The sequence below is a fragment of the Fibrobacter sp. UWB15 genome, from assembly GCF_900177705.1.
In the GTDB taxonomy this organism is placed as follows: domain Bacteria; phylum Fibrobacterota; class Fibrobacteria; order Fibrobacterales; family Fibrobacteraceae; genus Fibrobacter.
The window spans coordinates 190,101-216,749 of the sequence record NZ_FXBA01000004.1 but is presented as its reverse complement, the minus strand read 5'-3'; the positions used below and the strand labels follow the sequence as shown (position 1 = coordinate 216,749).

Genomic DNA, 26,649 nt, shown 5'->3' with positions numbered 1-26,649 from the left:
ACCGCGATGTCCATTTTCACTAAATACATCCAAAACGAAGAACACTATTCCGAAGTGATTTCACGAATCATGTCGGTCCGCAATAACTTGTGGATTGGTACTGCCGATATCAAGGATGTGTATGTGAAACAGGATGGTGATGCCATTCCGTTGCTGGGGCAACTTGCTACACTTTTGAAACGCGGCGTGGGCGTGCGTTTGATTCATGCGAAGGAGCCTGGCCCGAATTTTCGTGAGGACTTTGACCGGTTCCCGATTCTGGTGACGGATTTGGAACGCGTAATGTGTCCGCGAGTGCATTTCAAGATGATGATTTTCGATCTTGAAACCGCTTATATTGGCTCTGCGAATTTGACGGGTGCGGGAATCGGCATGAAAAGCTCTCTACGCCGTAACTTCGAGGCGGGAATCCTCACGAATGACCCTGCACTTGTTGAACCTGCTATAGAACAGTTCGATACGCTATGGATGGGCTCGCACTGCAAAAAATGTGGTCGCCAAGAATTCTGCGGCGACAGGATTAAGTAGACTTCCTTTCGTACAGTTTCACCAAGTCTTTAGCACTTTCAAGTACCATTTGGCGGAGCTTAGCGGGCTTTAGCACTTCGGCAATGGAACCGTAGTACATGACCCATTGCTTGAGCAGGCCGTTGACGGCGACCTTCATGGTCACGTGGATGTCGCCACAATCCAGTTCCTTGATTTTCATGCTGGGGTGATAGGGACGTTCTTGTAGAAAGTTCTTGGCGTATCCTGGGAAATAGATGACGACTTTTTCTTCTTGTTGGTCCTGATCGCCCGAAAGCAGCGTGCCTGTGCGGATGCGCTTGCGGAGCGTCTCAACGACTTTCGGGTCTTCGGCGAATTGTTCACGTAAAAGCTTTACGGATTGGATGCGGCGGAGCTTGAGGGCGTATGTTTTGTCGGGGAGGTGTTGCGATACGCAGCCGATGTAGATTTCGCCCTGATTGATGGCGACCATCAGTGGAATGCGAGGCTTGTTGGTTGTGTTGCCCCAGTTGTCGGTGTAGGTGATTTGTACTTTCTGTTTTTTGCGGATGGCATCGAGGATGATTGGCAGATTCTTGCCTACGTTTTCGTCAACGCTCGGTGGCGTACCCATGAATAGGATGCGTCCATTCAATTCCTTCGCGTAATATGCTAAAGTCGATTGTTCCTTGGCGGGCAAGTCCTGCGTGATTCTCTTGGTCAAGTCTTCGATAAGGTTCGAGGTTGCCGGATAGATGTTTGCAATGCGCTGCAGAAACATGAAGTGCAGTAGTGTATCGCCGAATTCAGGAAATATGAGCTTATTCGCGCGTTCAAGCGCCACCTTGTAATAGATTTTGCCGCTTTCGACAATACGGTTGATGTAGCCTCCCCCTATATTGGAAAGCGCTTGCATATCACGCTGAATGCTCCGCAAATCATCTTCGCAGAAGTTCAGATGTTGCATAATGTCTGTTACACTGTAGCGGTTGTTGTAGTGCGCCATCATGTAGACGAATATCTGTATCATTCGTTCGCCACGAGCCTGATTCGCCATAAAGCCTCCTGCAAAATGCAATCCCCGCGAGGCGGGGAGTATTTTTTAATATATAAAATGTAGACGACAATAATTGTCGTCTTTTTATGCGAAAGCAGTTCGTCTGCCGAAGCATGGAGGCTGCTTGGCCTTTGCCAAGGATTCTAAAAAAATTCTAAATTTGGCCCTGTCATGTTTTTGAGGAAACATTTGGGGTTTATTTTTGGATTTGGAGTGGCTGTGGTTGCGCTTGCCATGCTCTACCTTTCTTCTCGTCCGCTCATCCCGTTGGTCGTTCAGGAACAGATCGAGGCCGATATTGAAAAATGTGGCGGACAACTGAAAGAGACTCGCTGTGCGGTAAGCGGTGAAGGCGACTGGATTTTTCTGCAGGAAAGTCTTGTCAACCTGGTGGTGGACTGGAAAGAAAACTTGAATTCTTTTGTAGCCTTCAATGATTCGCTGGAAGCGCGCGGTATCAAGTTGGTGGTCGTGCCTGTTCCAGACAAGCTACAAATCGAGGCGGAACATTATTCGGAAAAATTGTCGGGAGGAATAGTCGCTCCGCAATATGAAGAATGGGTGGATGCACTGCAAGACGAAGGGGTTGTCGTTGTCGATGCGGTAGAAGAGTTTCTTGAAAAGAACGAGGAAACGCCCATGTTCGAGGCGTACGAAAGCCATTATACAAGTGCCGGCCGGCAGTTGCTTGCCCAAATGATTGCCGATTCCATCAACGAGATGGACTTGGATGTTCCGAGGGAAGAATGGTTCCTGCGCGATACGGTTGTTCCCGGTACCGGAAATCTTTATCACTTGAAGTACAATTCTTACCCTGATTACGATGTGCGCGTGTTAAAGACCGTGGATGCGGAAGGTAAACGCTACCGCGGATCCAAAGATGCTCCCATTGTGGTAATTGGCGACAGCAATGCCGATTTTGGCTGGAATAGTTCTTCCAATATAGGCGCTTACATTGCTCAGGCGACAGGGATAGAAACGTTTACGCGCAGCCGTATCGGTGGCGGAAACTATGGTCCGACCTTGTTCAAAGACCGTTCGGAATTCTTGGAAGGAAAAAAGATGGTGGTCTGGGTGTTTGACGGTCGTGAACTTTACGGCGATTTCAGCATGCCGGAATTCTAGCTTTTTACTCGGCGCTTGCTAAGGCCTTCTTGTAGATGTCTTGCATCACGAGGCCTGCAATCATGAATCCAAAAATAGCGGTGGAGTGTGCCATGGTGCCGTTGATTTGCGCCTTACTGCTGCACCATTCGTGATCGACCAGGTTTGCATTCTGGAGTTCGGCTTCGCTTCTTTCGTGGCGCACCTTGGGGCACATGCAGGCGTCCGTTCCGCAAGAGGAATTCTTGCCGCGGTTTTTCAGGAGTTCGTCGCTGTAGACGCACAGTACCTTTTTCTTGAGCGCCATTTTCTTTTTCTTGAACTTGTCGCGTAGCGCACGGGCGAGCGGGCAGCCGGCCACTTTCCAGAATTCGGCGACCTTGATTCGCGTGGGGTCCATTTTGAGGGCCGCCCCCATCGAAGAAAATACCGTGGCCTTTGTGCGCGTGGCGTGCCACAACAGCTGCATCTTGTTTTCGAGGCTGTCGATGGCATCGATGATGTAGTCGAAGGTGTCCAGTTGGAATTTGTCCGTATTCGCTTCTTCGTAGATGTCTTGCAGTGCGACAATGTTGGCGTGCGGGTTGATTTCTAGCAAACGATTCTTGAGGACTTCGACTTTGACTTGGCCCACGGTTTTGGTGGTGGCCATCAGTTGGCGGTTCACGTTGGTGACGCACACGCGGTCAGAATCGACGAGCACGAGTTCCTTGATGCCGGAACGCACCAGGCTTTCGGCGCACCAGCTGCCGACTCCGCCGAGACCGAAGATGATGACGCGCTTCTGGTAGATGTTGCCCATCACGTCGTCTCCGAGCAGGAGCGATGTGCGGTTAAAGATGCCTTTCTCGATTCCCATACGAGTCCCGGTTAACCGAAGAGTCGGAGAACGCGCTTGATGCCGGCGATAAAGCGGTCGATGTCGCGCTTCAGGGTGTACGCGCCGAAGCTCAAACGAAGCGTGGCGTCGACGCCGAAGCGGTCCATCACAGGTTGGGCGCAGTGGTGCCCGCTGCGGACGGCCACGTTTTCTTCGTCGAGGATCATGGCGGCGTCACTTACGGCGATGCCGTCGAGTGTTACGCTGATGAGTGCTCCACGTTCCTTCGGGTTTCCGAGAACTTTCACCTGCGGGATAGTGGCAAGCTGTTCCAAGGCGTACTGCGTAATTTCTTCTTCGTGCTTGCGGATGTTTTCGATGCCGACCGCATTAATCCATTCGATGGCCTTGCCAAGGCCGATGACTTCGGCGATCATGGGCGTGCCTGCTTCAAAGCGGGCGGGAACATCGGCGTAAGTCGTCTTTTCGAAGGTCACGTTCTTGATCATTTCGCCGCCGCCGTGCCAGGGGGGCATGCTGTCGAGAACGTTGTACTTGCCGTAGAGTACGCCCACGCCGGTGGGGCCGTACATCTTGTGTCCGCTGAAGGCGAGGAAATCGCTGTCCAGCTTTTGCACGTCAATCTTGATGTGGCTTGAACTCTGGGCGGCATCAATCAAAATCTTTGCTTGCGGGGCGAGCTTGCGAACGGTCGCGATAATTTCTGCAATCGGGTTCACGGTACCGACGGAATTGCTCACGTGGGTGACGGCGACCATCTTGGTGCGCGCATTCAAAAGTTCGGGAAGCTTGCTCAAGTCCAAATCGCCGCTGTCGAGAACCGGGATGACCTTAATCTTGGCGCCCTTCATTTCGGCGACAATTTGCCAGCTCACGATGTTGGCGTGATGCTCGAGTCCGCTAATCAGAATTTCGTCGCCCGCTTCGAAGAACTTGCGACCGTAACTCCACGCCACCAGATTGATGCTTTCGGTGGTGCCGCGGGTGAATACGATTTCGTCTTCGGTTTTGGCGTTAATGAACTTGGCCACGTTCTTGCGGGTGGCTTCGAATGCTTCGGTGGTGCGAGCGCTCAGGCGGTACACGCCGCGCTTTACGGAACTGTAGTGCTCGCGGTAAAAGTCGTTCATCACGTCGATTACGCAGTCGGGCTTTTGCGTGGTGGCCGTGCTGTCCAAGAAGGCGAGAGGCTTTGCATCCTTATCACCTGCGACAAGCATCGGGAATTCGTTGCGGATTTTTTCAGCATCAATCATGCGCCCAAATATAGAAAATGCTAAAAGGAATTTTCTGTACCGGGCTATATGTTTGTTTTATGGCTGGCTATAAAACGCTAATCACTGTCTACTTCCTACTGCCTACTTCTTACTTTTTGTATATTTGTTGCGGAATTTTTTGTGAGGGTTAAAATGAAAATTCTTAGAGGTGTATTGTGTGTGGGAGTTCTTGCTTTGGGCGCTACAACTGCTTTTGCCCAGCCGGAACTTCGCGATGCTGTCGATAACGGCGATATTGCTACTGCCCAGAAAATCGTGAAAAAGGGTGCTGCCGAAGAAATCTATTGCGGCAAGATGACGCCGACCGATGCCGTCAAGGTCTACGAAAAAATCTTCAAGGCCATGCCTTACGAATCGTTCTCGAATTGCCAATCGCAGTTCTCTTATGGTTACGGCACCAAGGTCTGCGCCAACGCCAAGGCCATGGATGCATGTACCGAGGTGATTTCGTTCTTGCTCCTGGAAGGCGAATCGGGCAACACGAAGGCTCTTGAAACTTTGGAATCGGTGGCGAAGGTTGCTCTGAAGACGAAGGGCTATGCCAAGCCGGTCAAGGTTGATGCCGACACGAGCATTTGGGTTCCTTGCCCCAAGAAGAAGGGCGAAGCCCGTGACAAGTGCATTGAAGAATGTTATGAAAAGGCAGGCAGCCTGCGCGATACCATTCGCGAAGCCGCTTGCGCTACCAAGCCGGAACACTTTGTCGATACGACTATCAAGGTGAAGGTTCCTTCTCCGCTTTATGAAAAGCTCCGCAAGGGCTTGCTCGAAGGTTACTGGAAGACTCCGAAGAGCGCTGCTGAAAAGTATTCGAAGATTATGCAGGCCTCTGCCAAGGCGCTTTCGATTCCGGATACTGCTGTCATTAACCTAGCTTACGTAGACCGCTGGGCTGAAAAGCACAAGGCTGATTCTACGGCGCTCCCGGGTGGTGAACTCTTCCGTTTCTGCACCTCATGGCAGCCTGCGGTGGACTCTATTTTGGGCGCCAAGGAATTTGAAACCCGTTGCCCGGTGTTCGAATCGTTCGTAGACAATCGCGATGGTCAGACTTACAGAGTTAAAGAAATCAATGGCACGCGCTGGTTTGTGCAGAACTTGAACTTTGCGATTGAAGAAAATTCCATGTGCTATGACCGCGAAGAAGAAAACTGCGCAACCTACGGTCGCCTGTATACGCATGACGCGGCTTTGACGGCTTGCCCCGAAGGCACTCGCCTTGCTACCGATGACGACTGGAAAATGCTTGAAATTTATGCTGGCGGTGCAAACACTGCTGCAGTCCGCCTGCGTAGTAACGGCTCTGACGATTACGCCTTCACTGCCATGTTCGGTGGCTATGCCAACAAGAACGGCATCTCGGTGATTCAGGGCGAAGGTGCTTACTTCTGGACAAGCAAGGATGTGGGTGATGGTCGCGGTATCGCACGTTCCATGTTCAATACCGATAAAGAAGTGTCTGCCATTCCGGTCGATAAGAAATTCTGGCTCTCTGTTCGCTGTGTCGTGAATGCAGCCCCTGCAGAAGAACCCACCCCCGCTGCTGTTGAATGATGTGTAATGAGTCATGTGAAATGAGTAATGAATAATCACTCATCTCACATCTCACACTCCACACCTCACACCTCACACCTCACACTATGTTCTCTCCTACTTGCAGTCGAGATTCCTGGGTAAAGCGTCAAGCCTTGATGAACAAGGTGCGTGCTTTCTTTGAGGGTCGCGGGGTGTTGGAAGTTGAAACGCCGACGCTTTCGAATGCGGGTGGCACCGACCCTCAGCTGGATTACTTCGAAGTCGAGGGCAGGCATTTTATGATGACGAGCCCCGAATTCCACATGAAGCGTTTGCTCTCGGCTGGGTTCGGAGACATTTTCCAGATTACAAAGTCTTTCCGCAAAGATGAATTCGGCGCCCACCACAACAATGAATTCAGCATGGTGGAATGGTACCGTGTGGGCATGCCGCAAGAAAAGTTGATGGACGAGGTCGAGGCGCTCGTTTCCGAAATTATCGGTAAGCCCATTAACGCTCGCCGCACGCGCTGGATCGATGCGTTCAAGAATTATGCCGGCGTGAATCCGCTGACGGCTTCGGGCGAAGAATTCGCCGCGGCCTGTACCGCCCGCGAAATTCCGCTCCCGGCCGATGGTACCGCCATGTCCCGCGAAGACTGGTGGGATTACCTGATGGTTTTTGCGGTAGAACCCGCGCTTGCCAAGAACGGTCCCGAGTTCATTTTAGATTACCCGCAGTCGCAGGCGGCGCTTGCACAGACGTACGTGGGCGAAGACGGCTTCACTTGGGCGCGTCGATTCGAACTATTTGTAGACCAGGTGGAACTTTGCAACGGCTACACGGAACTCACCGATGCAGCCGAACAGCGCAGGCGCTTTGCTGCTGACCTTGAAATTCGCCGCGGCATGAACAAACCCTTGCCGCCGATTGATGAAAACTTTTTGGAAGCGCTTGAATCGGGAATGCCCGCCTGTTCTGGCGTGGCACTAGGTCTAGACCGATTGTTTATGCTTGCGATGGGAAAAAAGGAAATCAAGGACGTAATCCTCTTCCCAAGCCCTATTGCTTAAGGGCTTTCTCGATTAGCTTGCGCATCTTGTTCTCGTCGAATTCTCCGACGTTGATTTTCACGATGCTGTCTTGTGCGTTCACGAGGTAGGTTACGGGAATCACGCCCGGATTTCCGAGCACGTTCATCATGTCGTAATTCCAGTGGAAGGTGGTCCAGGTGATTCCTGCAGCCTTGTTGTACTTAGCTCCGATTCTAGGGGAGTCGTCTTCGTTCACCATTAAAATCTTGAAACCCTTGTCGGCAAATTCTTCGTCAAGTTTTTTGAGTAACGGAAGTTCGGCGCGGCAGCCAGGGCACCACGAGGCGGTAAGAGCGATTAAGGTAACGGTTCCCTTTTCGGCTTGGTAAGTTGAAAGACTGCCGTCTAGCAGTTTTCCTTTAAAGTCTTCGATTTTGGTGGGTGCCGCCTGAAAGTGTTCCTGCCCGCATGCAGAAAACAGGATTGCAAACGCCAAAAGCAGCGTGCATACTACGGAAAAAACGCCTCGCGAGGAGGTTATTTTACGCCCAAGTTCCATTCTAGAATAATAAAATAGCGTTTTTTTTGAAAAATGTGGGTTTTTAATGGAAAAATTGGCCTTTTTTAAGTTATATTCTTAAGCATGGCATACAATATTCAAGATCTTCTTTCTGAAATGGTCCAGCGTGGCGCTTCTGACTTGCACATTACGGCAGGTGCGCCCCCTCTCATCCGTCTTTCCGGCAAGCTTACGCCTATTGGTGAAGACAAGCTGAAACCGGACGAAACCATGCGCATGACATATAGTCTGATGAACGAAAGCCAAAAGAAGACTTTCGAACAGCAGAAGGAATGCGACTTCTCTTTCGGTATTGCAAACCTCGCTCGTTTCCGTGCGAACGCTTATTTGCAGCGCGGTTGCGTGGCCTTGGCCTTGCGTATTATTCCGCTTGAAATTAAGACCTTTAAGGATCTCGGCCTTCCGAAAATTCTGGCCGAATTCACAACCCGCCCGTCTGGCCTAGTGCTTGTGACGGGTGCTACCGGTTCCGGTAAGTCGACGACCTTGGCTGCCATGATCGACAAGATCAACAAGGAACGTCACGACCACATTCTGACGGTGGAAGACCCGATTGAATTCTTGCATAAGCACCAGGGTTGTATGATTAACCAGCGTGAAGTTGGTAGCGATACGAACAGCTTTGCTCAGGCGCTTAAGATGGCGCTGCGTCAGGACCCTGACGTGGTGCTTATCGGCGAAATGCGTGACCTTGAAACAATCCGTGCGGCACTCACGATTGCAGAAACGGGTCACTTGGCTTTTGCAACGTTACATACCAACTCTTGTGTGCAGACCATCAACCGCGTGGTGGATGCTTTCCCGAAGGGCGAACAGCAGACCGTGCGTACGCAGCTTTCGTTTGTGCTCCAGGGCGTGATATGTCAGACGCTTATCCCGCGCATTGGCGGTGGCCGCGTGATGGCATACGAAATCATGAACGTGACCCCGGGTATTCGTGCCCTGATTCGCGATGACAAGGTGCACCAGATTGAATCGATGATTGAAATTGGCCAGAAGTTCGGTATGAACACCATGAACATGTGCTTGTGTGATTTGGTGAAGAACCACAAGGTCGACCGTTTCGATGCTCTTGCCCGTTCTCCGAGTCCGGACCAGTTGGAACAATTGTTTGTGAAAGAAGGTGTGTAGCTTATGGCAGAATTCCTTTATAAAGCAACCAATAGCCAGGGTAACAATTTCGAAGGTACACTTGAAGCAAAGGACAAGGCTGAAGCCGAAGCCATGCTCATGCGTCGCCGCTTGGTGATTGTAAGTCTCAAGAAGAAACCTACAGAAATCAAGATCAAGATCGGTTCGGGTATCAAGCCTGCAGAAATTGCTCGTTTTACCCGTATGTTCTCTTCTATGAGTTCTGCTGGTCTGCCGATGTTGCAGTGCTTGAACATTCTGGAGAACCAGTGTGAAAACCCGGAACTCAAGAATGTCGTTCACAAGATTACGCAGTCCATTAACGGTGGTTCTTCTTTGGCCGATGCCTTGGCTCAGCACCCGAAAGTGTTCAGCTCTTTGTACACCAACATGGTGGCTGCCGGTGAAGCGGGTGGTATCTTGGATGGCATCTTGGCTCGTCTTGCAGAAACTTTGGAAAACAACGAACGCCTGAAACGTAAGGTGAAAAAGGCTCTGACTTACCCGGTGATGCTCGTTATCGTGGGTATCTTGGTGGTGATTGCCCTTATGACTTTCGTGGTGCCGACCTTTGCTGAACAGTTCGCAGCCCTTGATGCAGAACTTCCGGCTCCGACGTTGGCGGTGATGAGTATTTCCGACTTCCTCCGCGATAACGGTGCCTTCTTGTTTATCGGTGCGATTGTTGTTGGCGTAGGTTTTAAGTTGGCGATGCGTGTTCCTCAATTCAGATTTGCCTTTGACGGGTTTATGTTGAAGGTGCCTAAATTAGGAGACCTTCAAATCAAATCGACAACGGCTGGTTTTTCTAGAACGCTGGGAACCTTGTTGAACGCCGGTGTGTCCATTATGGATTCTTTGAAGGTGGTGGCCTCTACCGTTACGAATAAGGTGGTGGAAAAGGGTATCAATAAAATTGCTATCGGCATTGCCGGTGGTAAGAGTATTGCGGATCCTATGCAGGAAACGGGCCTTTTCCCGCCCATGGTGATCCAGATGACGGGCGTGGGTGAAAAAACCGGTAACCTTGGCGGCATGCTTTTGAAGTTGGCAGACTTCTACGATGAAGAAGTGGATGCTGCGGTGGATGGCGTCGTTGGTATGATGGAACCGCTGATTATCGTGTTCCTCGGCGGTGCTGTCGGTGGTCTCCTAATCGCAATGTATATGCCGATGTTCTCGATGGGCGACGCAATCAAGGGCTAAAATTTCGCTGAAAACACATCGCGATGCTTCGTTGCCCCCGGCCTCACGTACTATAGTACGCTACGGCCGGTAAGGTCGCCTCGCCTCACTCGTTTTTCTGCAAAATTTCGTTTTAGTTAAGTATTGACTTTTTACAAAAAGCCTTTTAGCCTTTACTCATATTAGTACGTCACGATGCAACAGAAATCAAAAGACTTTATAAAAAATTTTATCAAGTGTTTTGTTTTCGCACTTGTCATGAGTGTGGTTATGTTGATACTTGATCCAGAGAATCGCGGAGTGAGGTCTATTTCGATAAATCTTACTCCAGAAATTGAACTTCCTTTGCTTTTCATTTTCGTAGAGAACTTTATTATAAATTTTATTATTGCCATTCCGCTGACAAAATGGCTTCACTTGCGCTAGGCAGCCTTTTTACTTCCTACTGTCGACTGTCTACTTCCTACTGTTATGGAAGTATTCCTAAAATTTTCTTGGCGTTTGCAATCCGTTCGGGGCTTGGCGATTTTACGTCTTTGAGTGCATAGTCGATGCCGAGTTCTTGGTACTTGGCAAGCGCTAAAGCATGGTAGGGGAGGACTTCGACTTTTTCAACGTTGTGGAGCGTATCGATTAATTCGCGCGTCTTGATAAGGAACTCGTCGTTGTCGCTGCCGCCGGGTACGAGTACGTGGCGGATCCAGATGGGCTTTTGAATTTCATCTAGATAGCGGAACATGTCGAGGATGTTCTTGTTGTCGTGACCGGTGAGTTTCTTGTGCTCCACGGGGTCGATGTTCTTGATGTCGACGAGGAGCAAGTCTGTTGCATCCATAAGGCGCTTGAACTTGCCGAAGTAGGGTTCGTTACGAACAAAGTTTACGCCAGAGGTGTCGATACAGGTGTGTACACCTGCGGCTTTGGCGGCTTCGAAGAATTCAATCATGAAATCCATTTGTGCTAGTGGTTCGCCGCCGCTGACGGTGATGCCACCGTCTTTGCCCCAGTAGCTTTGGTAGCGCAGGGCTTTCTTGAGCAAATCTTCTGCAGAAATTTCGAACGAACCGTTGTTGATTCCATTGGCGCTTTGTGCACCGAAATCCCACGTTTCGGGGTTATGGCAGAATTGGCAACGCATGGGGCAACCCTGCGTGAATACGACAAAACGCACTCCGGGGCCGTCTACCGAGCCAAAGGTCTCTAATTTATTGATTCGTCCGAGCATATTGTAAATGTAGAAATATATGCGTGGGTACAGTTGGTACAGTTATGCTTAATTTGTGCTCCGAAGACTACCGGCAGCATTCAAAAGGGGGTATATTTATATTCAAAGAAACGAGGTAGTTTATGAAAACGAAATTCCTTCTCCCGATTATCGCGCTTGGCCTGTTTGCCGCCTGTAATGATGATAGTAGCAGCCCGGCTGCAGCTGACACAACGCCTACCACTGATCCGGCTGTCGTTGTAGATCCTACTCCGGCAGACCCTGCAACGACCGATCCGGCAACCACCCCGACAGATCCTGCTCAGACTCAGATCGATCCGGCTACTAATCCTGCAACAACCAATCCGGTTCCGACTGACCCGACTCCTGATCCGGTTGTGACTCCGGATCCTGTAACTCCGCCGGCCACAAGTGGCTGTAACGCTATTGCTCGTACGAATTTGACTGTTCCGGTTGTTCCCTCCGAAGTGAGCCCGACCGGTAAGTACAACTACTACGGTGCTGAACTTTCCGGTAAGGACCAGTTCAAGTATGGCCGTTTCGAAGCTTGCATGAAGATGGTTTCGATTCCGGGTTCCGTGAGCTCCATGTTCCTTTACTACGATGATTCCTACAGGAATGGCACGTATGTTTGGAACGAAATCGATATCGAAGTTCTCGGTAAGGGAGGCTCTTCTTGGCAGTCCAATATCATTACCCGTGAAGGTGATGAATCTATCAAGAAGAACACTTCTTCTGAAGCAATTCATGAATATGGTTTCGATGCCACCGAAGGTTTCCACCTCTATGCCATCATCTGGACTCCGGACTACGTTGCTTGGGAAATCGATAGCGTCGAAGTTCGTCGCGACTCGATTGGCCTTAGCCGCGGTACGCATGCCGATGCTGACCAGGTTGCCTTCTTGACTGAAGATCAGTCTCTGCGCTTCAATCTTTGGGCATCCAAGAGCAGTGGCTGGGTGGGCAAGTTTACGGGTGATGAACTCGCTAACGGTCCGCAGGTGCAGTGGATTGACTACGTTCGTGTGTACTCTTACGATGAAGCAACAAAGGGCTTTATCCAGCTGTGGCAAGATGACTTCAATGGCGATGACATTGACAGGGAACACTGGGGTGCCGGTAACTGGGAAATGGAAAAGGTTTCCCTTTCTACCGAAAACGTGGTGGTCGAAGGTGGCTACTGCAAGATGCTCATGACCCGCGAACCGGAGTAATCTAGAATCTAGAACCGCAAACGATTTTCATTATTGTTCTCCTCCATAAAAGCAAAACGCCCCGGAAGTTTACTTCCGAGGCGTTTTTTCATATGCTTTAAATGAGCGGTATTCCGTGAGCAACAAAGCCCCCGGGTGTTAACCGGGGGCGGTTGCGAGAGGACTGGCTTCAGAGTAAGGATTCTGTTGGTTTTAGCCAGTCCGGTCTTTTAGAGCACGCCGTGGCAGGTGCGGCTGATGACGTCGTCCTGCTGTTCCTTCGTGAGCGAGAGGAACTTGACAGCGTAGCCGGAAACGCGGATGGTAAAGTTCGCGTATTCGGGCTTTTCCGGGTGCGCCTGGGCGTCGAGCAGCTTTTCCACGCCGAACACGTTCACGTTCAGGTGGTGGGCGCCCTGGGCGAAGTAACCGTCCATGACGGTCACGAGCTTCTGGGCGCGTTCATCGTCGCTGTGGCCGAGAGCGTTCGGGCTGATGGTCTGCGTGTTGCTGATGCCGTCGAGCGCGTATTCGTACGGGAGCTTGGCGACAGAGTTGAGCGAGGCCAAGAGACCGTTCTTTTCGGCGCCGTAGCTCGGGTTTGCACCGGGAGCGAACGGGGCGTGAGCCGGGCGGCCGTCGGGGAGGGCACCGGTGGCCTTGCCGTAAACAACGTTACTGGTAATCGTAAGAATCGACGTGGTCGGTTCGGCACCGCGGTAGGTGTGGTGCTTCTTAATCTTCGCGATGAATTCCTTGAGGAGCCAGACGGCGATTTCGTCGGCGCGGTCGTCGTCGTTGCCGTATTTGGGGAAGTCGCCTTCGATCTTGAAGTCCTTCACGAGGCCGTTTTCGCCGCGGACCACGGAAACCTTGGCGTACTTGATGGCGCAAAGGCTGTCGACCACGTGGCTGAATCCTGCGATACCCGTTGCAAATGTGCGACGCACGTCGGTATCGATGAGGGCGAGTTCAGCAGCTTCGTAGTAGTACTTGTCGTGCATGTAGTGGATCAGGTTCAGCGTGTTCACGTAGATACCTGCGAGCCATTCGAGCATGATGTCGTACTTGTGCATCACTTCGTCGTAGTTCAGCACGTCGCCGGTAATCGGGGCAAGTTCCGGACCAATCTGCATGCCGGGCACCAGGCCGCCTTCTTCGTCCTTGCCGCCGTTGATGGCGTAGAGGAGAGCCTTCGCGAGGTTTGCGCGGGCGCCGAAGAACTGCATTTCCTTACCAGTCTGCGTTGCAGAAACGCAGCAGCAAATGCTGTAGTCGTCACCCCAGACCGGGCGCATCACGTCGTCGTTTTCGTACTGGATCGAGCTGGTCGTCACAGAGATGTAGGCGGCGTATTCCTTGAAGTTTTCAGGGAGGCGCTTGGTGTAGAGGACGGTGAGGTTGGGTTCCGGAGACGGGCCCATGTTTTCGAGAGTGTGCAAGAAACGGAAGTCGTTCTTGGTGACCATCGGGCGACCGTCCTGGCCCATACCGCCGACTTCGAGGGTGGCCCACACCGGGTCGCCGCTGAAGAGCTGGTTGTAAGATTCGATACGGGCGAACTTGACCATGCGGAACTTCATGACCATGTGGTCCACGAGTTCCTGGGCTTCGCTTTCAGTGAGCACGCCGTTCTTGAGGTCGCGTTCGATATAAATGTCGAGGAAGGTCGAAATACGGCCCACGCTCATGGCGGCGCCGTTCTGCGTCTTGATGGCAGAGAGGTAGCCGAAGTAGAGCCACTGGAAGGCTTCCTTTGCGTTGGTAGCCGGCTTCGAAATGTCGAAACCGTAGCTTGCGGCCATCACCTTCATGGCCTTGAGGGCCTTGATCTGTTCGGCGACTTCTTCGCGCAGGCGAATCACGTCGTCGGTCATGGTGCCGTCACCCACGTGGGCGAGGTCGTTCTGCTTCTGCTGGATGATGTAGTCGATACCGTAAAGGGCTACGCGGCGGTAGTCACCCACGATACGGCCACGGCCGTAGGTGTCCGGAAGACCGGTCAGCAAGTGGGCCTTGCGGACGGCGCGGATTTCAGGCGTGTAGCAGTCGAACACGGCCTGGTTGTGGGTCTTGTGGTAGTCGGTAAAGATCTTGTGGAGTTCGGCGCTCGGCTCGTAGCCGTACTGCTTGCAGGATTCTTCGGCCATCTTGATGCCGCCGAACGGCATGAAGGCGCGCTTCAGCGGCTTGTCGGTCTGCAGACCCACGACCTTTTCCAGGTCCTTGAGGCCTTCGTTGATGTAGCCGGGCTTATGGCTTGTGATGCTCGAAACGATATCGGTGTCCATATCGAGCACGCCGCCCTTCTTGCGTTCTTCGGCCTGCAGCTTCTGGAGTTCACCCCAGAGCTTTTCGGTGGCGTCTGTCGGACCAGCCAAAAATTCCTTGCCGCCTTCGTAAGCGGTATAGTTGCGTTGAATAAAGTCGCGGACGTTGATTTCTTCTTGCCAGAGTCCGCCCTCAAAGCCATTCCATGCTTCGCTCATGATTTTCCTTCTTTGCTCGGCTGGCCAACGCCATAAATTCAGACAGCCGAGTCTTTCTTTTTGTTGATTTTTGTTTGAACACCAATATAGAAAATAAGGGGGTGCTCCCAAAGGGATTTGGCGGACTATATTTTGCTTTCCTTTAGGCCACTTATGGAGCAAAAAGAAAGGCCTCTTTTTTCAAGAGACCTGCTGCTTTTGTAATTCTGCAACTATCAATGAGTTAGAATGTTTTGACTTATTCTCCGCGGTTCTTGGCGGCGACGTCCTTGTACTTGTTGTGGTCGGCCAAATTGGAGCTAAAGAAATGTGTCATGGAACCGTCGTCTTTAGCGACAAAATACAGGGCTTCTGTCTTGGCCGGAAAGAGTGCCGCTTCGATCGCCTTGCGTCCTGGGTTAGAAATCGGGCCTGGCATGAGTCCCTTGAACTTGCGGGTGTTGTAGGGGCTGTTGCTGTTCAACTGGCTCTTGTAAATAGGGCCGGTCAAGTTCTTGAAAATGAACCGCACCGTGGGGTCTGCCCCGAGCGGCATGCCTATGCGGAGCCTGTTATGGAATACGCCTGCAATCAGCGGGCGTTCTTCGGGAATGCCGGTTTCTTCTTCGACCACGCTTGCAAGCGTGAGCACCTTGTGCCAGTTGCCGAGAGTCTTCCACATGGAGCCCGGGCGCTTTTCCATTTCGTCGCGGACCTTGAGGTTTGCTGCTACCATGTGTTTGAGGATTGTCTCTTCGTCGGCGTCAATCGGGAAGGGGTAGGTGTCGGGGAGCAGGTAGCCTTCCAGGGAGTTGGCCTCGACTCCGAGACTGCGGGCGAACTTCGGGTCTTGGACGAGCTTGTTCCAGCGGTTCTCGTCCAGGTTCGGATAAGCCTTCTTGAGGTAGTCGGGGATTTCCCAGGAGGCTCGACCTTCGGGGATGGTCACGCGTCGCACGGCGACCTTGCCGCTTGCGATAATGTCCAGAACTTGTGGCAGTGTGAGCCCGGCGGGAATTTCGAACCATCCGGCCTTGAGGCTCGGGTTCAATCTCTTCATGGTCAACCGGAAGGCGAGGTCGTCGCTCCAAATTCCATTTTGTTTTAGAATCTGGAAAATTTTAGCGGGAGAACTTCCTTTGGGGACTTCCAGGAGCACGGTTTGACCGTTTTGGGCCTTTTCGCCCATCCTCGACTTGAGGTTTACGGTCAAAAAGGTGCCCAAAAGTGCCAAAATGATGGCCAAAATAAGTAAAATCTTCTTCATATCGCAAAAATTTAAAAGAAATTGTGACGAAAGTCAAAAATAAAAGGTATATTCGTATCTGCATTGTCAAGTTTTTAACCTGTTTCTGAGGAAAGATATGAAAAAGGTGCTTTTAATTGCTCTTGCTCTCATGGTTAGCGTTTCTTTCGCTGCTGGCAAGAAGGTCAAATCTAAGCTGGGTGACGTGGACCTGACCAAGGAAAAAGATGGTGGTTCCGTTGTTTGTACCGCAGGCTTCAATGACGAACTGACGATCCTTAAGGACGGCGAAACGGAAGTGCTCGTGAAGGGTCCTTGCGGACAGGGTTGGGTTCAGAAGTCCAAGATTGAATACGTTGCCCAGGCTGCAGGCGACAAGTCCATGAAACTCGATCAGGTGGACGTGGTCGGCTGGCTCGATAACCCGAGCGCCGTGTTCGTGTTGGAAAACGACGACCTCGACCTCGACGGTGTGAACATCGACCGTGACTTCAAGGAATACTTGCAGCACACGATGGACCGCGAACAGATGGAAATGCACAACAACGAAAACTAATTCGTTTCGCGACATCTCGCAGTTTAGTTGCCTGGCTTAAAAGCCGGGCTTCTTTTTTTCTTATGCCCTCCGCGGCTAAAAACTTGTCTACTCATGTAAACATTATCAATAACTTATGTGCTTCAAATCACGTGTAAAATAAGGCCTAATAATCTAAATTTGGTTGCGAAAATTGGTGTATCAGAGGATATATGGCAATTCATTTTAGTGCAAAGATATTTGGTTTGGGCGTTCTCGCCTTCGGTTTAGTTTCTACGGCGTTCGGTGCTGCGGATATCACACCCACCCGCGTGGGTCCCGTCAGCCAGTACGGTCAGCTGATGACCGGTAAAAACTCTCAGAACTACGGACGTATCTATGGCAGCTGTAAGGGCGTGACTGCCGGTAACGAAGTTGCCGTGCAGGGCATGAGCCTTTTCTGGAGTATGGCTAAAGGTGACGAAGGACCGGATTATTGGAACGGAAAAACGATCTCAGGACTTGTAGAAAAACAAAACATCCAATTGATTCGTGGTCCTGTCGGTGTTGATGGCGACTGGAAAAATGGGAACGGGAACTATTTTACGAATACGGATTTCCATAGGAACTTGATGGATTCGGTGGTGACGGCTGCCATTAAAAACGACATCTATGTGATTATCGATTTCCATAGTCATTGTGCAGAACAGATTACGAGTGATGCACAGTCGTTCTTTAGCTATATGGCTCAAAAATGGGGCGGCTACGACAATGTGATTTTTGAAATTTATAATGAACCCAAGAACAATTGTTCTGACGCCTGGTTTGATTTGAGCGGAGCACAAAACTACTGGAAAGAAAAAATTGCTCCGTATGCAAAAACGATTATCAAAACAATTCGCACTTATTCCGACAACCTGATTGTGGTGGGAACTCCATACTATGATCAGTATACCAATGCTGCTCTTGTTGAACCGCTCAATGATGCGAATGTGGCATATTCGTTCCACTACTATGCGGGTGATGACCCGTATCGTCACAAGACTGATGACCAGGGTGCTAGAGCCGAAAAGGCGATGCAAGGCGGACTTTCTGTCTTCGTGACCGAATGGGGTAATTCTGCGCCGAGCGGCGATGGTGGCTTTAACAAAGATTATAGCAGTGTTTGGTATCAGTGGATGACCAAAAATCAGTTGTCGGGTGCAAACTGGTCTGTATCGAATAAGAATGAAACTGCTTCCTATTTTAGTGGTGGCGCTTGGAATTATTCGGAAAGCGGTAAATGGGTGAACGAGAATGTATTTGCTCCGATTCGTAATAAGGTATACACCGCCTGCGCGGCAACGCCTGCGTCATCGAGCTCCAACGTAGTTTCTTCTTCTAGCTCTGTTCCGTCTAGCTCCAGTGTAAAGCGCGTGACTGTTTTTGAACTCACTAGTGGTAATACAAACCAGACCGTTATTGCTGGCGATTCCATTAATCCAATTGTCTATCGCTATAACGACAACGTGACTGGTCTTAAATTGTCCGGTCTTCCGACAGGTTTTGCAGGCGTACTTGATACGAGTGCTAGAACCTACTCCATTAAGGGAGCCTCTGAAGAATCCTTGCGTGATCATGAGTTTACCTACACGGTGGCTGTGACCGGAGTTGATTCGAATACGACTGCAACGGGTAAGATTACCGTCAAGCATAAGCCTGTTACGACAACGGTTGTCGTTGCAGAAAACGCTACGCAGACGGTTGTCGCCGGCGACTCCATTTTGCCGATTGTATTCCGCTATCAATATTTGGATTCTATTGTGGCGAGCGGCCTTCCCGAAGGAACCATTAACTTGCAGATGGATAAGTCTACGAAGACGATTACGCTTGCCGGTGCCGTCAAGGAAACGCTCCGTGACCATGAGTACACTTTGAAGTTGGATATCTTTGGACCGGACAATAATGCCTCTGCTACAGCGAAGGTGATGGTTGTGGCGCCCAAGTCCAGCAGCTCTATAGAGTCTTCTAGCTCCGTAGAATCTAGTTCCAGCTCCGAAGAAATTTCTAGCTCGAGCGAAGAATCCTCCAGCTCTGTTGAATCCTCGAGTTCTCAACCGAAGTCGTCAAGCAGTTCTGTTGCGTCCTCCAGTTCTGTGCCGGAATCTTCTAGCTCTGAACCGGAATCGTCCAGCAGCAGTGTCGAATCTAGCTCCAGTGTTGAAGAATCTAGCAGCTCCTCGAATGTCGATGTGTTGGTGGTTGGCAGCGTAGAACAGTTTGCAGTGCCAAACGGCAAATTTGAAGAAATCGTGTTCCGGAATGTGGTAACGGCTGTTCGCAATACTTATCACTTGCATTTCGTGACCATGGCGCAGTCTGGAAATGAGTATGTCGTTTCCGCAACTACGGTGCCGGACTACTTTAGGCCTGGCGAGTATGCGGACACCTTGACTATCAATGGTGAAAAGTATGAAATCAAGCTTACCGTAACCGAACAGACGACCTTTGCCGCAGCATCTGTGACAAGCCCGGTTCTGCTGACGGTGGAAAACCGCACGCTCCATGTGTCGGGTGCTGAAATGGTCCGTCTAGACGTGTTCGACATGCAGGGGCGCCCGGTGGAAAGCTTTAAGCAGGTAAAGGGCTCCGTCAGCCTCGACATGCTCCGCCAGGGCAACTATATCGTGCGCGTGAGAGCAGGCTCTAACAGCCTAATTCGCCGAATTTCGATTAAATAAGCCGTTTTTGTCCAAAAAGACAAGTGATTTCGTGAACCCCGGTCTAGCCGGGGTTCTTTCGTTTCTTACGGAAATGTTATAAAAATATTCCAATTTGGACTAGGCTAAATCGTCTTTTCTAGCGCCGGGTCTCATTTCCAGGTATATATTTGTTTACATGTCGATTTTTCACAATTGATATTGAGGTTGTTTTAACATGGAATTCACCTAAACCCCGGAGGTCCACCATGAAAACCGCAATCCTTAGCTCTATTTTGACCGTTGGCTTAGGCACTTCTGCTTGGGCTGCAGGTACACCGCTTGATATTGCGGTTGGTGATTCTATCGTTATCGACAACTTCGCAGATGAAGATTTGAATTCTGCATTCGGCGAATGGTTGATTTACCCTGATGAAGGGGGTAAAACTACAGTGGCACAAACGTTCGTTTCTAATGCGGGCGTTGATGGCGCTTCTAAGGCTTTGCGAGTGGATTACTCTTTGGATGGTTCTGGTACCTTAGGTTACGATCCGTACATCGAAATCAAGGCTGCTCTGTCTAATGACAATTCTACGAAGGATTTGTCTAACTGTAACGAAATCGCTTATGATTACCGTGGAAATGTGGAACATTATTTCAAGGTGGCAAGCGATATTGATGTTGCAAGCAATTTCCATCGAAAAAGGGTCGGCCAAAACTCAAGTTGGAGAACGGCTAAGATTCATTGGAGTGAATTGAATCAAGATGAAATTAACTGGTGGGGAATAGAAGCCAGTATCAATGATGTACAAAAGAACATGGCTGCATTGATGTGGCAAGTTCAAGAATATGATGGTACATCGGGATACCTTGAAATTGCCAATGTACGTTGCCTACACAAATCTGCATACACGGTAAGTTTCTATGCAGGAACAACTTTGCTTTATAGCGGTGAGTTCCTTGCAGGGGATATTCCGGCATATTATGGGGACTATAGTTTTTCAAATGAACGTTATAACTATTATATCAATGGATGGACTCCTGAATTAAGTGCGGTGAGCGCGGCAACATCTTATCAAGCCGTTTTGGATAGTTCAGTCCGCACCTATCAAGTGGATTTTGTTGATGATGATGGTGATCTGTTGATGAGACAGAATTTGGAATACGGGCAGGTTCCCGCTTATGTGGGCATGACTCCTGAAAAATTGCCTTCTTCTAGAAATACCTATTCCTTTAAGGGATGGGGAAAACGTAGTTGTGAAGAAGTGGAAAGAGAAGAGTGCGAGAATTATGGAAAGGGCGATTACTGTTACAACTGGACAGATTATGTTTGCTCGACGGAATACTTTGAAAATCTGCCCCTTGTAACGGAATCGGTTCGCTATGTTCCAGTTTATGATACGACTGTCAATATGTATACAGTCAAATTTGCCGATTATGATGGTACTGTTTTAAGTGAAAAGAAGTATGCTTATGGAACGATGCCCGAAGATATTGTAAGGCCGGCTAATCCGACTCGTGCTCCCAAGAACGACACGACCTTTAGCTTCCGAGGCTGGATTCCCTATGTTTCTGAAGTGACAGGAAATGTTGCGTATGTGGCGAGCTATAATGCAAAGACTGTTGTTGACGAAGAAGAGGAAAATGTAGAACTCTATACAGTAGCCTTTGTTAATGGTTCTGAAATTTTGCAGACGGGTGAATATGCCTGGGGAGAAACGCCGGAATATACGGGTGAAACTCCTTTCAAGGATCCTTCGGCCAATTATGTTTATTCTTTCTATGATTGGCAAGATCAGGAACATTGGTATGATGGGATTCATGAAGTAGAAGGTCATGCGGTGTACGAGGCGCTCTTTGATGAAGAATACAGAAAGTATTGGATTGTATTCTTGCATGAAGATGGCTCGGTTATTGATTCTCTCCAGTATGAGTATGGTGATGAAATCTATGCGTATGAACTTGAATCCCGTATTCCGATTAAATCTCAAGAAGACGGTTATGGCTATGATGAAGATAGCTGGACTCCCGCTTTCACTCGCGTAAAGGGGCGTGCTGTTTATCAGGTGTCTTACAGTTATAGGGTTCGTTTTGTTGATGATTCGGGAAATGAAATCAATCAAGAATGGTTGCGCAAGGGAGAAACCCCGGATTGTAAGTATTGTGAGCCGAAAAAGGCTGCGACTTCGGATTATATTTATGAATTTGTCGGTTGGGACAAGGAATATACTCCTGTGACCGATACAACGACCTATACGGCTGTATTTATGGCTAAACCGGTTCCGGCAGGAACAATGGTTGAAATTGCAGAAGGAGGAGCATGGCTCGCTGACGATTTTGAAGATGGCGATGACGTTTCAAAATTGGGAACGAATTGGTATGTCTTTGACGAAAGCGCTGCAGGTGGTACAACCAATGTATCTGAAATCTCCAAAACGGTCGTAAATGTAGATGGTGGCAAGGCATTGCAGGTTTCTTACAAACAAAATTGTGATTACTGCAACGGCACAATTGGTGTAGGATTGCCGTTGGCATCGAATGGAACATCTTTAGATCTGTCCCAGTGTAATGCAATCCAGTATGATTATCGTGGAGTTTCTCATAGATTCAGTATAGGAAGCGTCTATGATGAAAACGATAACCACTTGGAAACTTACCTTGGAAGTAGCGAAGGCTGGACTACCGCAACAATTTATCGTCGTTCTTTCTGGAATGGTGGAGAAAGAACTTCTGTAGTCTTCTCGCATTTGACTCAGTTTGTTTGGGATGATTTGGATGACGAAGGATCCCTAGAATTGGATAATGTCAGGTGCTTGCATAAACCGAGCTATGCCGTGAAATTTTATGATGGTGAAAATTTGCTGGATAGCGCTCAGTTTGCTCAAGGTGAAATGCCTGAGTATAATGGCGAAACAGATTTGTGGAGCCTGGCTTATATGCGTGGTGACGAACAGTATAATTATGAATTCGCGGGTTGGTCTCCGGAACGAGCGCCTGTAAACGGCGATGTCTCGTATCAGGTTCAATTTAACAAGTCCCTTAAAACATTCAATATCTGTTTCTCGATTCCGGGCTCCAGTTACGGAAAGGGATACGGAATGTATGATTGTCAATCTGTTGAATACGGAAAGACTCCTGTGTATGACGGAACTCCGACTCGCGAAGCGGATGAGTCTTGTAGTCAGTACGAATTCGATAATTGGAAGTCTGCTTGCGAATGGGTAATGGATTCTAATTATGGTATGAAGGAGGAATGCGAAAAAGGCTTGTTCCCGGCTACAGAATACAGATCTTATACGGCAACATTTACCTGTAAACAAGAGGTAAAATATACAATCACCTTCAAGGATGATGAAGGTAATGTAATCTCTTCAGGTGAATATACGTATGGCGAATATGTGGATGACCCTTACCCGGAAAAGACGTCTACGGAGCAATACGAATATGAATTTACGGGCTGGGAACCAGAATTTGATTCTTGGGCCCATGAAGATGCTACCTATACGGCGCAGTTCGAAACTCATGAACGTAAATATACTGTTCGTTTTGAAGATGCTTGGGGCTATACAGTTTACGTCGATGGTGAATATGAAATAGAGTATCCGTATGGAACGTCCTATAGTGAAATCGCTCTGCCGAGTGACGAACCTGAAAAAGATTCTGATTATGATACCCAATACGAATTTGCGGGTTGGGATCTTGACCAGACAGGAGATGGTTTTGTTCGGAGTGATATGACAATTCTTCCCAAGTACAATAAAAAGTATGCGGTTCGATTTGAAAACTATGATGGCAGTAGTTTAACTGTAAATGATGAATATGTGCAGTTCTATCCTGAGGGAACGTTACTTAACGAAATCGCGGTGCCGGAAGAAAATCCGACTCGTGAATCGGGATATAGTTATGAGACGGGTGAAAACATAGAATACGAATTTGTTGGCTGGTTGCCGGCAATGAGTAGTGATGTGGCGTTGACTGGACCTGTCACCGTCAAGGCGGCATACAAGTCTTCTGAAAATAAGTATACCGTCGTCTTTAAGAATGGTGATAACGTCCTATATCAATATGAAGTGTCCAAGGATTCTGTACCTGTATATGAAGGATGGGAAACGCCTTATAAGTATGATACAGAAGAATTTACTTACACGTGGGATCCTGAAGATGGTTGGGAACCGGAACTCTCTGCTGTGACAGGACCAATGGAATATCAAGCCAAGTTCAAGGAAACTCGTAAGCAATACGAAGTGGTATTCGTCAATGATGATGGTACAGAACTTTCTCGCAAGATGTATGACTATGGCGCAACGATTACCGATGCTCCGTCGCAGGCGACTGTTCTTGCTAGCAAGTCTGGCGAATATGAATATAGCGATGAATGGTGTACAATGTATGTCTGGACTAGCTATTATACGTATGATAAAGAAACAGGCTTGCCAGAACCAGTTGTACGAAGAAGTATAGATTGCGGTGATCCGGGTTTGAAGACTGTAACAGGTAATGTCACTTATGTAGCCAACATTCTCTATAAAGTCAATTTCTACAATGGTGATGGAGTTTTGTTGGGTAGCGGATACTCTGGTATGCCTGGAGGAATGTATAATTATTTTGGTACCGGTTGGTATCGTTATGGCAGCACAATTGCAAACCTGATGCTGATACCGACTAAGACGATGACTGTTTCTCATACTTATAATTGGAATGGTAAGTGGGAACCGGCTTTGGATACGATAAGGGGCTCCGCAAGCTACACGGCTCTATTTGATAGTACGCTCCGTCAGTATGCTGTCGCATTTGAAGACGAAGATGGTACCGTTCTTAAAGAAGCGGTGTATTACGATTATGGAACTCCGGTGAATAGCATTGCTCTTCCGGCTGACCCGAAAAAGGATCCGACCGAAACGGTGACTTATACCTTTGCGGGTTGGTTCCTTGATCAGGTAACAGAAGATGTGACATATGTGGCAACGTATAATGAATCGCCCAGAAAGTACACGGTAACCTTTGTGGATGAAGATGAAACATCGGTTATTGAAGCCGCTGATTACGAGTATGGAACGCTGGCGTCGGCGATTGTGACGCCCAATGCTCCTGCGAAGTCTGGGTATAAGTTCATGGGTTGGACTCCTGAAATTGCCGATGTGACTCAGGCTGCAACATATAAGGCGAATTACGTTGAAAACAATAAATTTGTAGTCACATGGCGCAATGAGGATGGTTCTCTGTTGGCACAAAAAACCTATGCAGAGGGTGATATGCCTGTGTTTGACGGGGAAACGCCGGTCAAGGAATCTTCAGCGCAGTTTGACTTTACTTTCGATGGTTGGTCGCCTGCTGTGGTCGCTGTCGCTAAGGATGTCGAATACACCGCTACATACAGGTCTACGACTCGCAAGTATTATGTCAAATTCGTAAATTACGATGAAACCCTGCTAGATTCGAGCGTTTATGAATATGGCACCTCGGTGGATGATATTGAAATTCCTGAGGCTCCGGGCAGAGCATCGAATGAAAACTATGTCTACACATTTGCTGGTTGGAATCCTTTAATCGGAACTGTCGTTGGCGATGTTACTTATAAGGCCCTTTATGGTAACAACAAGCGAACCTATACAGTTACCTTCAAACGTGAAGATGGATCTGTTTGGAGAACTGAACCGTACTATTACAATGAGGTCGTAAGTCTTCCGAGTTATGGCCCGACGAAGGAAACGCCTGCCTGCTATTATGAATTCGATAAATGGGTTCAGATAGTCGGTGATGGAAATGTCGTGAAATCAGATATGGAATATATCGCGACCAATTCGTCTGAATGTAAGGAACAGACATATTATGTTGAGTTCTATGATCCAATTCGAGATCGTTGGTACGGTGATAGTTATGCCTATGGAACAAAGGCTGATGCTTTGGATGTTCCTGAGGTGGTGATGGATACGACTATGGATGATTGTTCTTTCCACTTTACCGGTTGGAATCCTACAATCGTCGATGTGACTCGTGATACCGAATACAGGGCTGTATATGATTATATTTGCGATGAACCTCCTGTGGTAAGCAGCAGTTCTGAAGTGCCTGAGGTGTCTAGTAGCTCCGAACCTCCGGTAGTCTCTAGCAGCAGCTCTGAAGTGCCTGTGGTATCCAGCAGCTCCGAACCTCCGGTTGTCTCCAGCAGCTCCGAACCTCCGGTTGTCTCCAGCAGCAGCGTGACACCTCCTGTCTCCAGCAGTAGCGTTGTACCGCCTGCAAGCTCCAGCAGTGTCGTTCCTCCTGCAAGCAGTTCTAGCGTGCCTCCTGCAAGCAGCTCTAGCGAACCTCCTGTGGTAAGCAGCAGTTCTGAAGTGCCTGTGGTATCTAGTAGCTCTGAACCTCCGGTTGTCTCCAGCAGCAGCGTGACACCTCCTGCGTCTAGCAGTAGCGTTGTACCGCCTGCAAGTTCCAGCAGTGTCGTGCCTCCTGCAAGTAGCTCCAGCGAACCTCCGGTTGTGTCGAGCAGCAGCGTGACGCCTCCTGCGTCTAGCAGTAGCGTGGTGCCGCCTGCAAGCTCTAGCAGCGTTGTTCCGCCGGCAAGTAGCTCTAGCGTACCTCCTGCATCGAGCAGCAGTGTAACACCTCCTGTGTCCAGCAGTAGCGTTGTACCTCCTGCAAGCTCCAGCAGTGTCGTGCCTCCTGTAAGCAGTTCTAGCGAACCTCCTGCATCGAGCAGCAGCGTGACACCGCCTGTATCCAGCAGTAGTGTCATTCCGCCTAGCTCTAGTAGTGCTGAACCTCCTGCAAGCAGTTCGAGTGGTGGAACCACGAGCGTGAATGTTGCTCAAAGCATGCTCAAGTTCGGCTATGCGAACAACCTGTTGACGGTGGTGCAGTCTAGCCCGGCAATGGTGCGTGTGCAGGTGTTCGACATGATCGGTCATGAGGTGATTGCCTTCTATGAACCGGTTGCGGGCTCCAAGGGCTTTAGCCTTGCAAGGTTGGAACGTGGCAACTACATGGTGCGAGTCTCTAGCAAGACTCAAACGCGCTCGGCAAGAATCGTAGTGAAGTAATTGTACCCTCCTAAAAAAAGAAATCCCCGCGACGAGAAGTCCACGCTGCGGGGATTTTTTATGCATAAATTT

General features: G+C 49.4%; 17 protein-coding genes. 10 read left to right on the top strand and 7 right to left on the bottom strand.

The window, feature by feature from the left end; genetic code table 11:
• The first annotated feature begins 6 nt into the window (after positions 1 to 6).
• Positions 7 to 528 carry a phospholipase D-like domain-containing protein gene (locus B9Y58_RS08285; protein WP_073056203.1) on the top strand — a complete coding sequence of 174 codons (522 nt, stop codon included), beginning with the start codon at positions 7 to 9 and terminating at the stop codon, positions 526 to 528.
• Here the strand turns inward: B9Y58_RS08285 and B9Y58_RS08280 are convergent.
• Complete coding sequence (locus B9Y58_RS08280) at positions 521 to 1,546, bottom strand: helix-turn-helix transcriptional regulator (RefSeq protein WP_073056205.1); 1,026 nt, start codon at positions 1,544 to 1,546, stop codon at positions 521 to 523. The genes B9Y58_RS08285 and B9Y58_RS08280 overlap by 8 nt on opposite strands.
• A 171-nt stretch (positions 1,547 to 1,717) precedes the next feature.
• Between B9Y58_RS08280 and B9Y58_RS08275 the strand changes: the two genes are divergently transcribed.
• Positions 1,718 to 2,671 (top strand): alginate O-acetyltransferase AlgX-related protein, encoded by a 954-nt coding sequence (locus B9Y58_RS08275; protein WP_073056207.1) that lies wholly within the window; start codon positions 1,718 to 1,720, stop codon positions 2,669 to 2,671.
• Positions 2,672 to 2,675: 4 nt separating this feature from the next.
• Here B9Y58_RS08275 and B9Y58_RS08270 read toward each other — a convergent pair whose 3' ends face one another.
• A complete protein-coding gene (locus B9Y58_RS08270) occupies positions 2,676 to 3,509 on the bottom strand; it encodes a tRNA threonylcarbamoyladenosine dehydratase (protein ID WP_073056209.1) in 834 nt (277 codons plus the stop codon).
• Between the two features lie 11 nt (positions 3,510 to 3,520).
• Positions 3,521 to 4,747 (bottom strand): aminotransferase class V-fold PLP-dependent enzyme, encoded by a 1,227-nt coding sequence (locus B9Y58_RS08265; protein ID WP_073056211.1) that lies wholly within the window; start codon positions 4,745 to 4,747, stop codon positions 3,521 to 3,523.
• 153 nt (positions 4,748 to 4,900) lie between these two features.
• Between B9Y58_RS08265 and B9Y58_RS08260 the strand changes: the two genes are divergently transcribed.
• Together B9Y58_RS08260 and epmA are read left to right on the top strand one after the other, a co-directional pair.
• Positions 4,901 to 6,322: an FISUMP domain-containing protein gene (locus B9Y58_RS08260; protein ID WP_073056213.1), complete on the top strand. Its 1,422-nt coding sequence runs from the start codon at positions 4,901 to 4,903 to the stop codon at positions 6,320 to 6,322.
• Positions 6,323 to 6,408: 86 nt separating this feature from the next.
• The gene (gene epmA / locus B9Y58_RS08255) at positions 6,409 to 7,356 is read left to right on the top strand and encodes an EF-P lysine aminoacylase EpmA (RefSeq protein ID WP_073056214.1); all 948 of its coding nucleotides are present in this window, start codon (positions 6,409 to 6,411) and stop codon (positions 7,354 to 7,356) included.
• Here the strand turns inward: epmA and B9Y58_RS08250 are convergent.
• Positions 7,346 to 7,813, bottom strand: coding sequence for a TlpA family protein disulfide reductase (locus B9Y58_RS08250; RefSeq protein ID WP_158278351.1), 468 nt, complete (start codon positions 7,811 to 7,813; stop codon positions 7,346 to 7,348). The two genes, epmA and B9Y58_RS08250, sit on opposite strands and share 11 nt — an antisense overlap.
• A gap of 147 nt (positions 7,814 to 7,960) precedes the next feature.
• Here B9Y58_RS08250 and B9Y58_RS08245 point away from each other — a divergent pair, with 147 nt between their 5' ends.
• Together B9Y58_RS08245 and B9Y58_RS08240 are read left to right on the top strand one after the other, a co-directional pair.
• Positions 7,961 to 9,028, top strand: coding sequence for a type IV pilus twitching motility protein PilT (locus B9Y58_RS08245; RefSeq protein WP_073056216.1), 1,068 nt, complete (start codon positions 7,961 to 7,963; stop codon positions 9,026 to 9,028).
• 3 nt (positions 9,029 to 9,031) lie between these two features.
• Positions 9,032 to 10,234 carry a type II secretion system F family protein gene (locus tag B9Y58_RS08240; protein ID WP_073056217.1) on the top strand — a complete coding sequence of 401 codons (1,203 nt, stop codon included), beginning with the start codon at positions 9,032 to 9,034 and terminating at the stop codon, positions 10,232 to 10,234.
• 448 nt (positions 10,235 to 10,682) lie between these two features.
• Here B9Y58_RS08240 and pflA read toward each other — a convergent pair whose 3' ends face one another.
• Positions 10,683 to 11,438, bottom strand: coding sequence for a pyruvate formate-lyase-activating protein (pflA, locus tag B9Y58_RS08230; protein WP_073056219.1), 756 nt, complete (start codon positions 11,436 to 11,438; stop codon positions 10,683 to 10,685).
• Between the two features lie 122 nt (positions 11,439 to 11,560).
• Here pflA and B9Y58_RS08225 point away from each other — a divergent pair, with 122 nt between their 5' ends.
• Entirely contained in the window at positions 11,561 to 12,652 is a 1,092-nt protein-coding gene (locus B9Y58_RS08225) for a family 16 glycosylhydrolase (protein WP_073056220.1), read from the top strand.
• A gap of 209 nt (positions 12,653 to 12,861) precedes the next feature.
• On the opposite strand, the gene pflB is transcribed toward B9Y58_RS08225, so the two are convergent.
• Both pflB and mltG read right to left on the bottom strand, forming a co-directional pair.
• Complete coding sequence (gene pflB / locus B9Y58_RS08220; protein WP_073056221.1) at positions 12,862 to 15,120, bottom strand: formate C-acetyltransferase; 2,259 nt, start codon at positions 15,118 to 15,120, stop codon at positions 12,862 to 12,864.
• A gap of 238 nt (positions 15,121 to 15,358) precedes the next feature.
• Positions 15,359 to 16,366: an endolytic transglycosylase MltG gene (gene mltG / locus B9Y58_RS08215; protein ID WP_083532294.1), complete on the bottom strand. Its 1,008-nt coding sequence runs from the start codon at positions 16,364 to 16,366 to the stop codon at positions 15,359 to 15,361.
• A gap of 97 nt (positions 16,367 to 16,463) precedes the next feature.
• Between mltG and B9Y58_RS08210 the strand changes: the two genes are divergently transcribed.
• The 3 genes from B9Y58_RS08210 to B9Y58_RS08200 all read left to right on the top strand — a co-directional run bounded on the left by B9Y58_RS08210 (position 16,464) and on the right by B9Y58_RS08200 (position 26,577).
• On the top strand, positions 16,464 to 16,901 hold the full coding sequence (locus B9Y58_RS08210) for a hypothetical protein (protein WP_073056223.1): 438 nt from the start codon (positions 16,464 to 16,466) through the stop codon (positions 16,899 to 16,901).
• A 191-nt stretch (positions 16,902 to 17,092) separates the two neighbouring features.
• Positions 17,093 to 19,579: a cellulase family glycosylhydrolase gene (locus B9Y58_RS08205; RefSeq protein ID WP_073056225.1), complete on the top strand. Its 2,487-nt coding sequence runs from the start codon at positions 17,093 to 17,095 to the stop codon at positions 19,577 to 19,579.
• Between the two features lie 227 nt (positions 19,580 to 19,806).
• On the top strand, positions 19,807 to 26,577 hold the full coding sequence (locus B9Y58_RS08200) for an InlB B-repeat-containing protein (RefSeq protein WP_073056227.1): 6,771 nt from the start codon (positions 19,807 to 19,809) through the stop codon (positions 26,575 to 26,577).
• Positions 26,578 to 26,649: the final 72 nt, after the last annotated feature.

What these genes read in the sequence shown, in the direction of transcription:
- B9Y58_RS08285 (WP_073056203.1), top strand. Translation starts at nt 7, where the DNA reads ATGTCCATTTTCACTAAATACATCCAAAACGAAGAACACTATTCCGAA.
- B9Y58_RS08280 (WP_073056205.1), bottom strand. Translation starts at nt 1,546, where the DNA reads ATGGCGAATCAGGCTCGTGGCGAACGAATGATACAGATATTCGTCTAC.
- B9Y58_RS08275 (WP_073056207.1), top strand. Translation starts at nt 1,718, where the DNA reads ATGTTTTTGAGGAAACATTTGGGGTTTATTTTTGGATTTGGAGTGGCT.
- B9Y58_RS08270 (WP_073056209.1), bottom strand. Translation starts at nt 3,509, where the DNA reads ATGGGAATCGAGAAAGGCATCTTTAACCGCACATCGCTCCTGCTCGGA.
- B9Y58_RS08265 (WP_073056211.1), bottom strand. Translation starts at nt 4,747, where the DNA reads ATGATTGATGCTGAAAAAATCCGCAACGAATTCCCGATGCTTGTCGCA.
- B9Y58_RS08260 (WP_073056213.1), top strand. Translation starts at nt 4,901, where the DNA reads ATGAAAATTCTTAGAGGTGTATTGTGTGTGGGAGTTCTTGCTTTGGGC.
- epmA (WP_073056214.1), top strand. Translation starts at nt 6,409, where the DNA reads ATGTTCTCTCCTACTTGCAGTCGAGATTCCTGGGTAAAGCGTCAAGCC.
- B9Y58_RS08245 (WP_073056216.1), top strand. Translation starts at nt 7,961, where the DNA reads ATGGCATACAATATTCAAGATCTTCTTTCTGAAATGGTCCAGCGTGGC.
- B9Y58_RS08240 (WP_073056217.1), top strand. Translation starts at nt 9,032, where the DNA reads ATGGCAGAATTCCTTTATAAAGCAACCAATAGCCAGGGTAACAATTTC.
- pflA (WP_073056219.1), bottom strand. Translation starts at nt 11,438, where the DNA reads ATGCTCGGACGAATCAATAAATTAGAGACCTTTGGCTCGGTAGACGGC.
- B9Y58_RS08225 (WP_073056220.1), top strand. Translation starts at nt 11,561, where the DNA reads ATGAAAACGAAATTCCTTCTCCCGATTATCGCGCTTGGCCTGTTTGCC.
- pflB (WP_073056221.1), bottom strand. Translation starts at nt 15,120, where the DNA reads ATGAGCGAAGCATGGAATGGCTTTGAGGGCGGACTCTGGCAAGAAGAA.
- mltG (WP_083532294.1), bottom strand. Translation starts at nt 16,366, where the DNA reads ATGAAGAAGATTTTACTTATTTTGGCCATCATTTTGGCACTTTTGGGC.
- B9Y58_RS08210 (WP_073056223.1), top strand. Translation starts at nt 16,464, where the DNA reads ATGAAAAAGGTGCTTTTAATTGCTCTTGCTCTCATGGTTAGCGTTTCT.
- B9Y58_RS08205 (WP_073056225.1), top strand. Translation starts at nt 17,093, where the DNA reads ATGGCAATTCATTTTAGTGCAAAGATATTTGGTTTGGGCGTTCTCGCC.
- B9Y58_RS08200 (WP_073056227.1), top strand. Translation starts at nt 19,807, where the DNA reads ATGAAAACCGCAATCCTTAGCTCTATTTTGACCGTTGGCTTAGGCACT.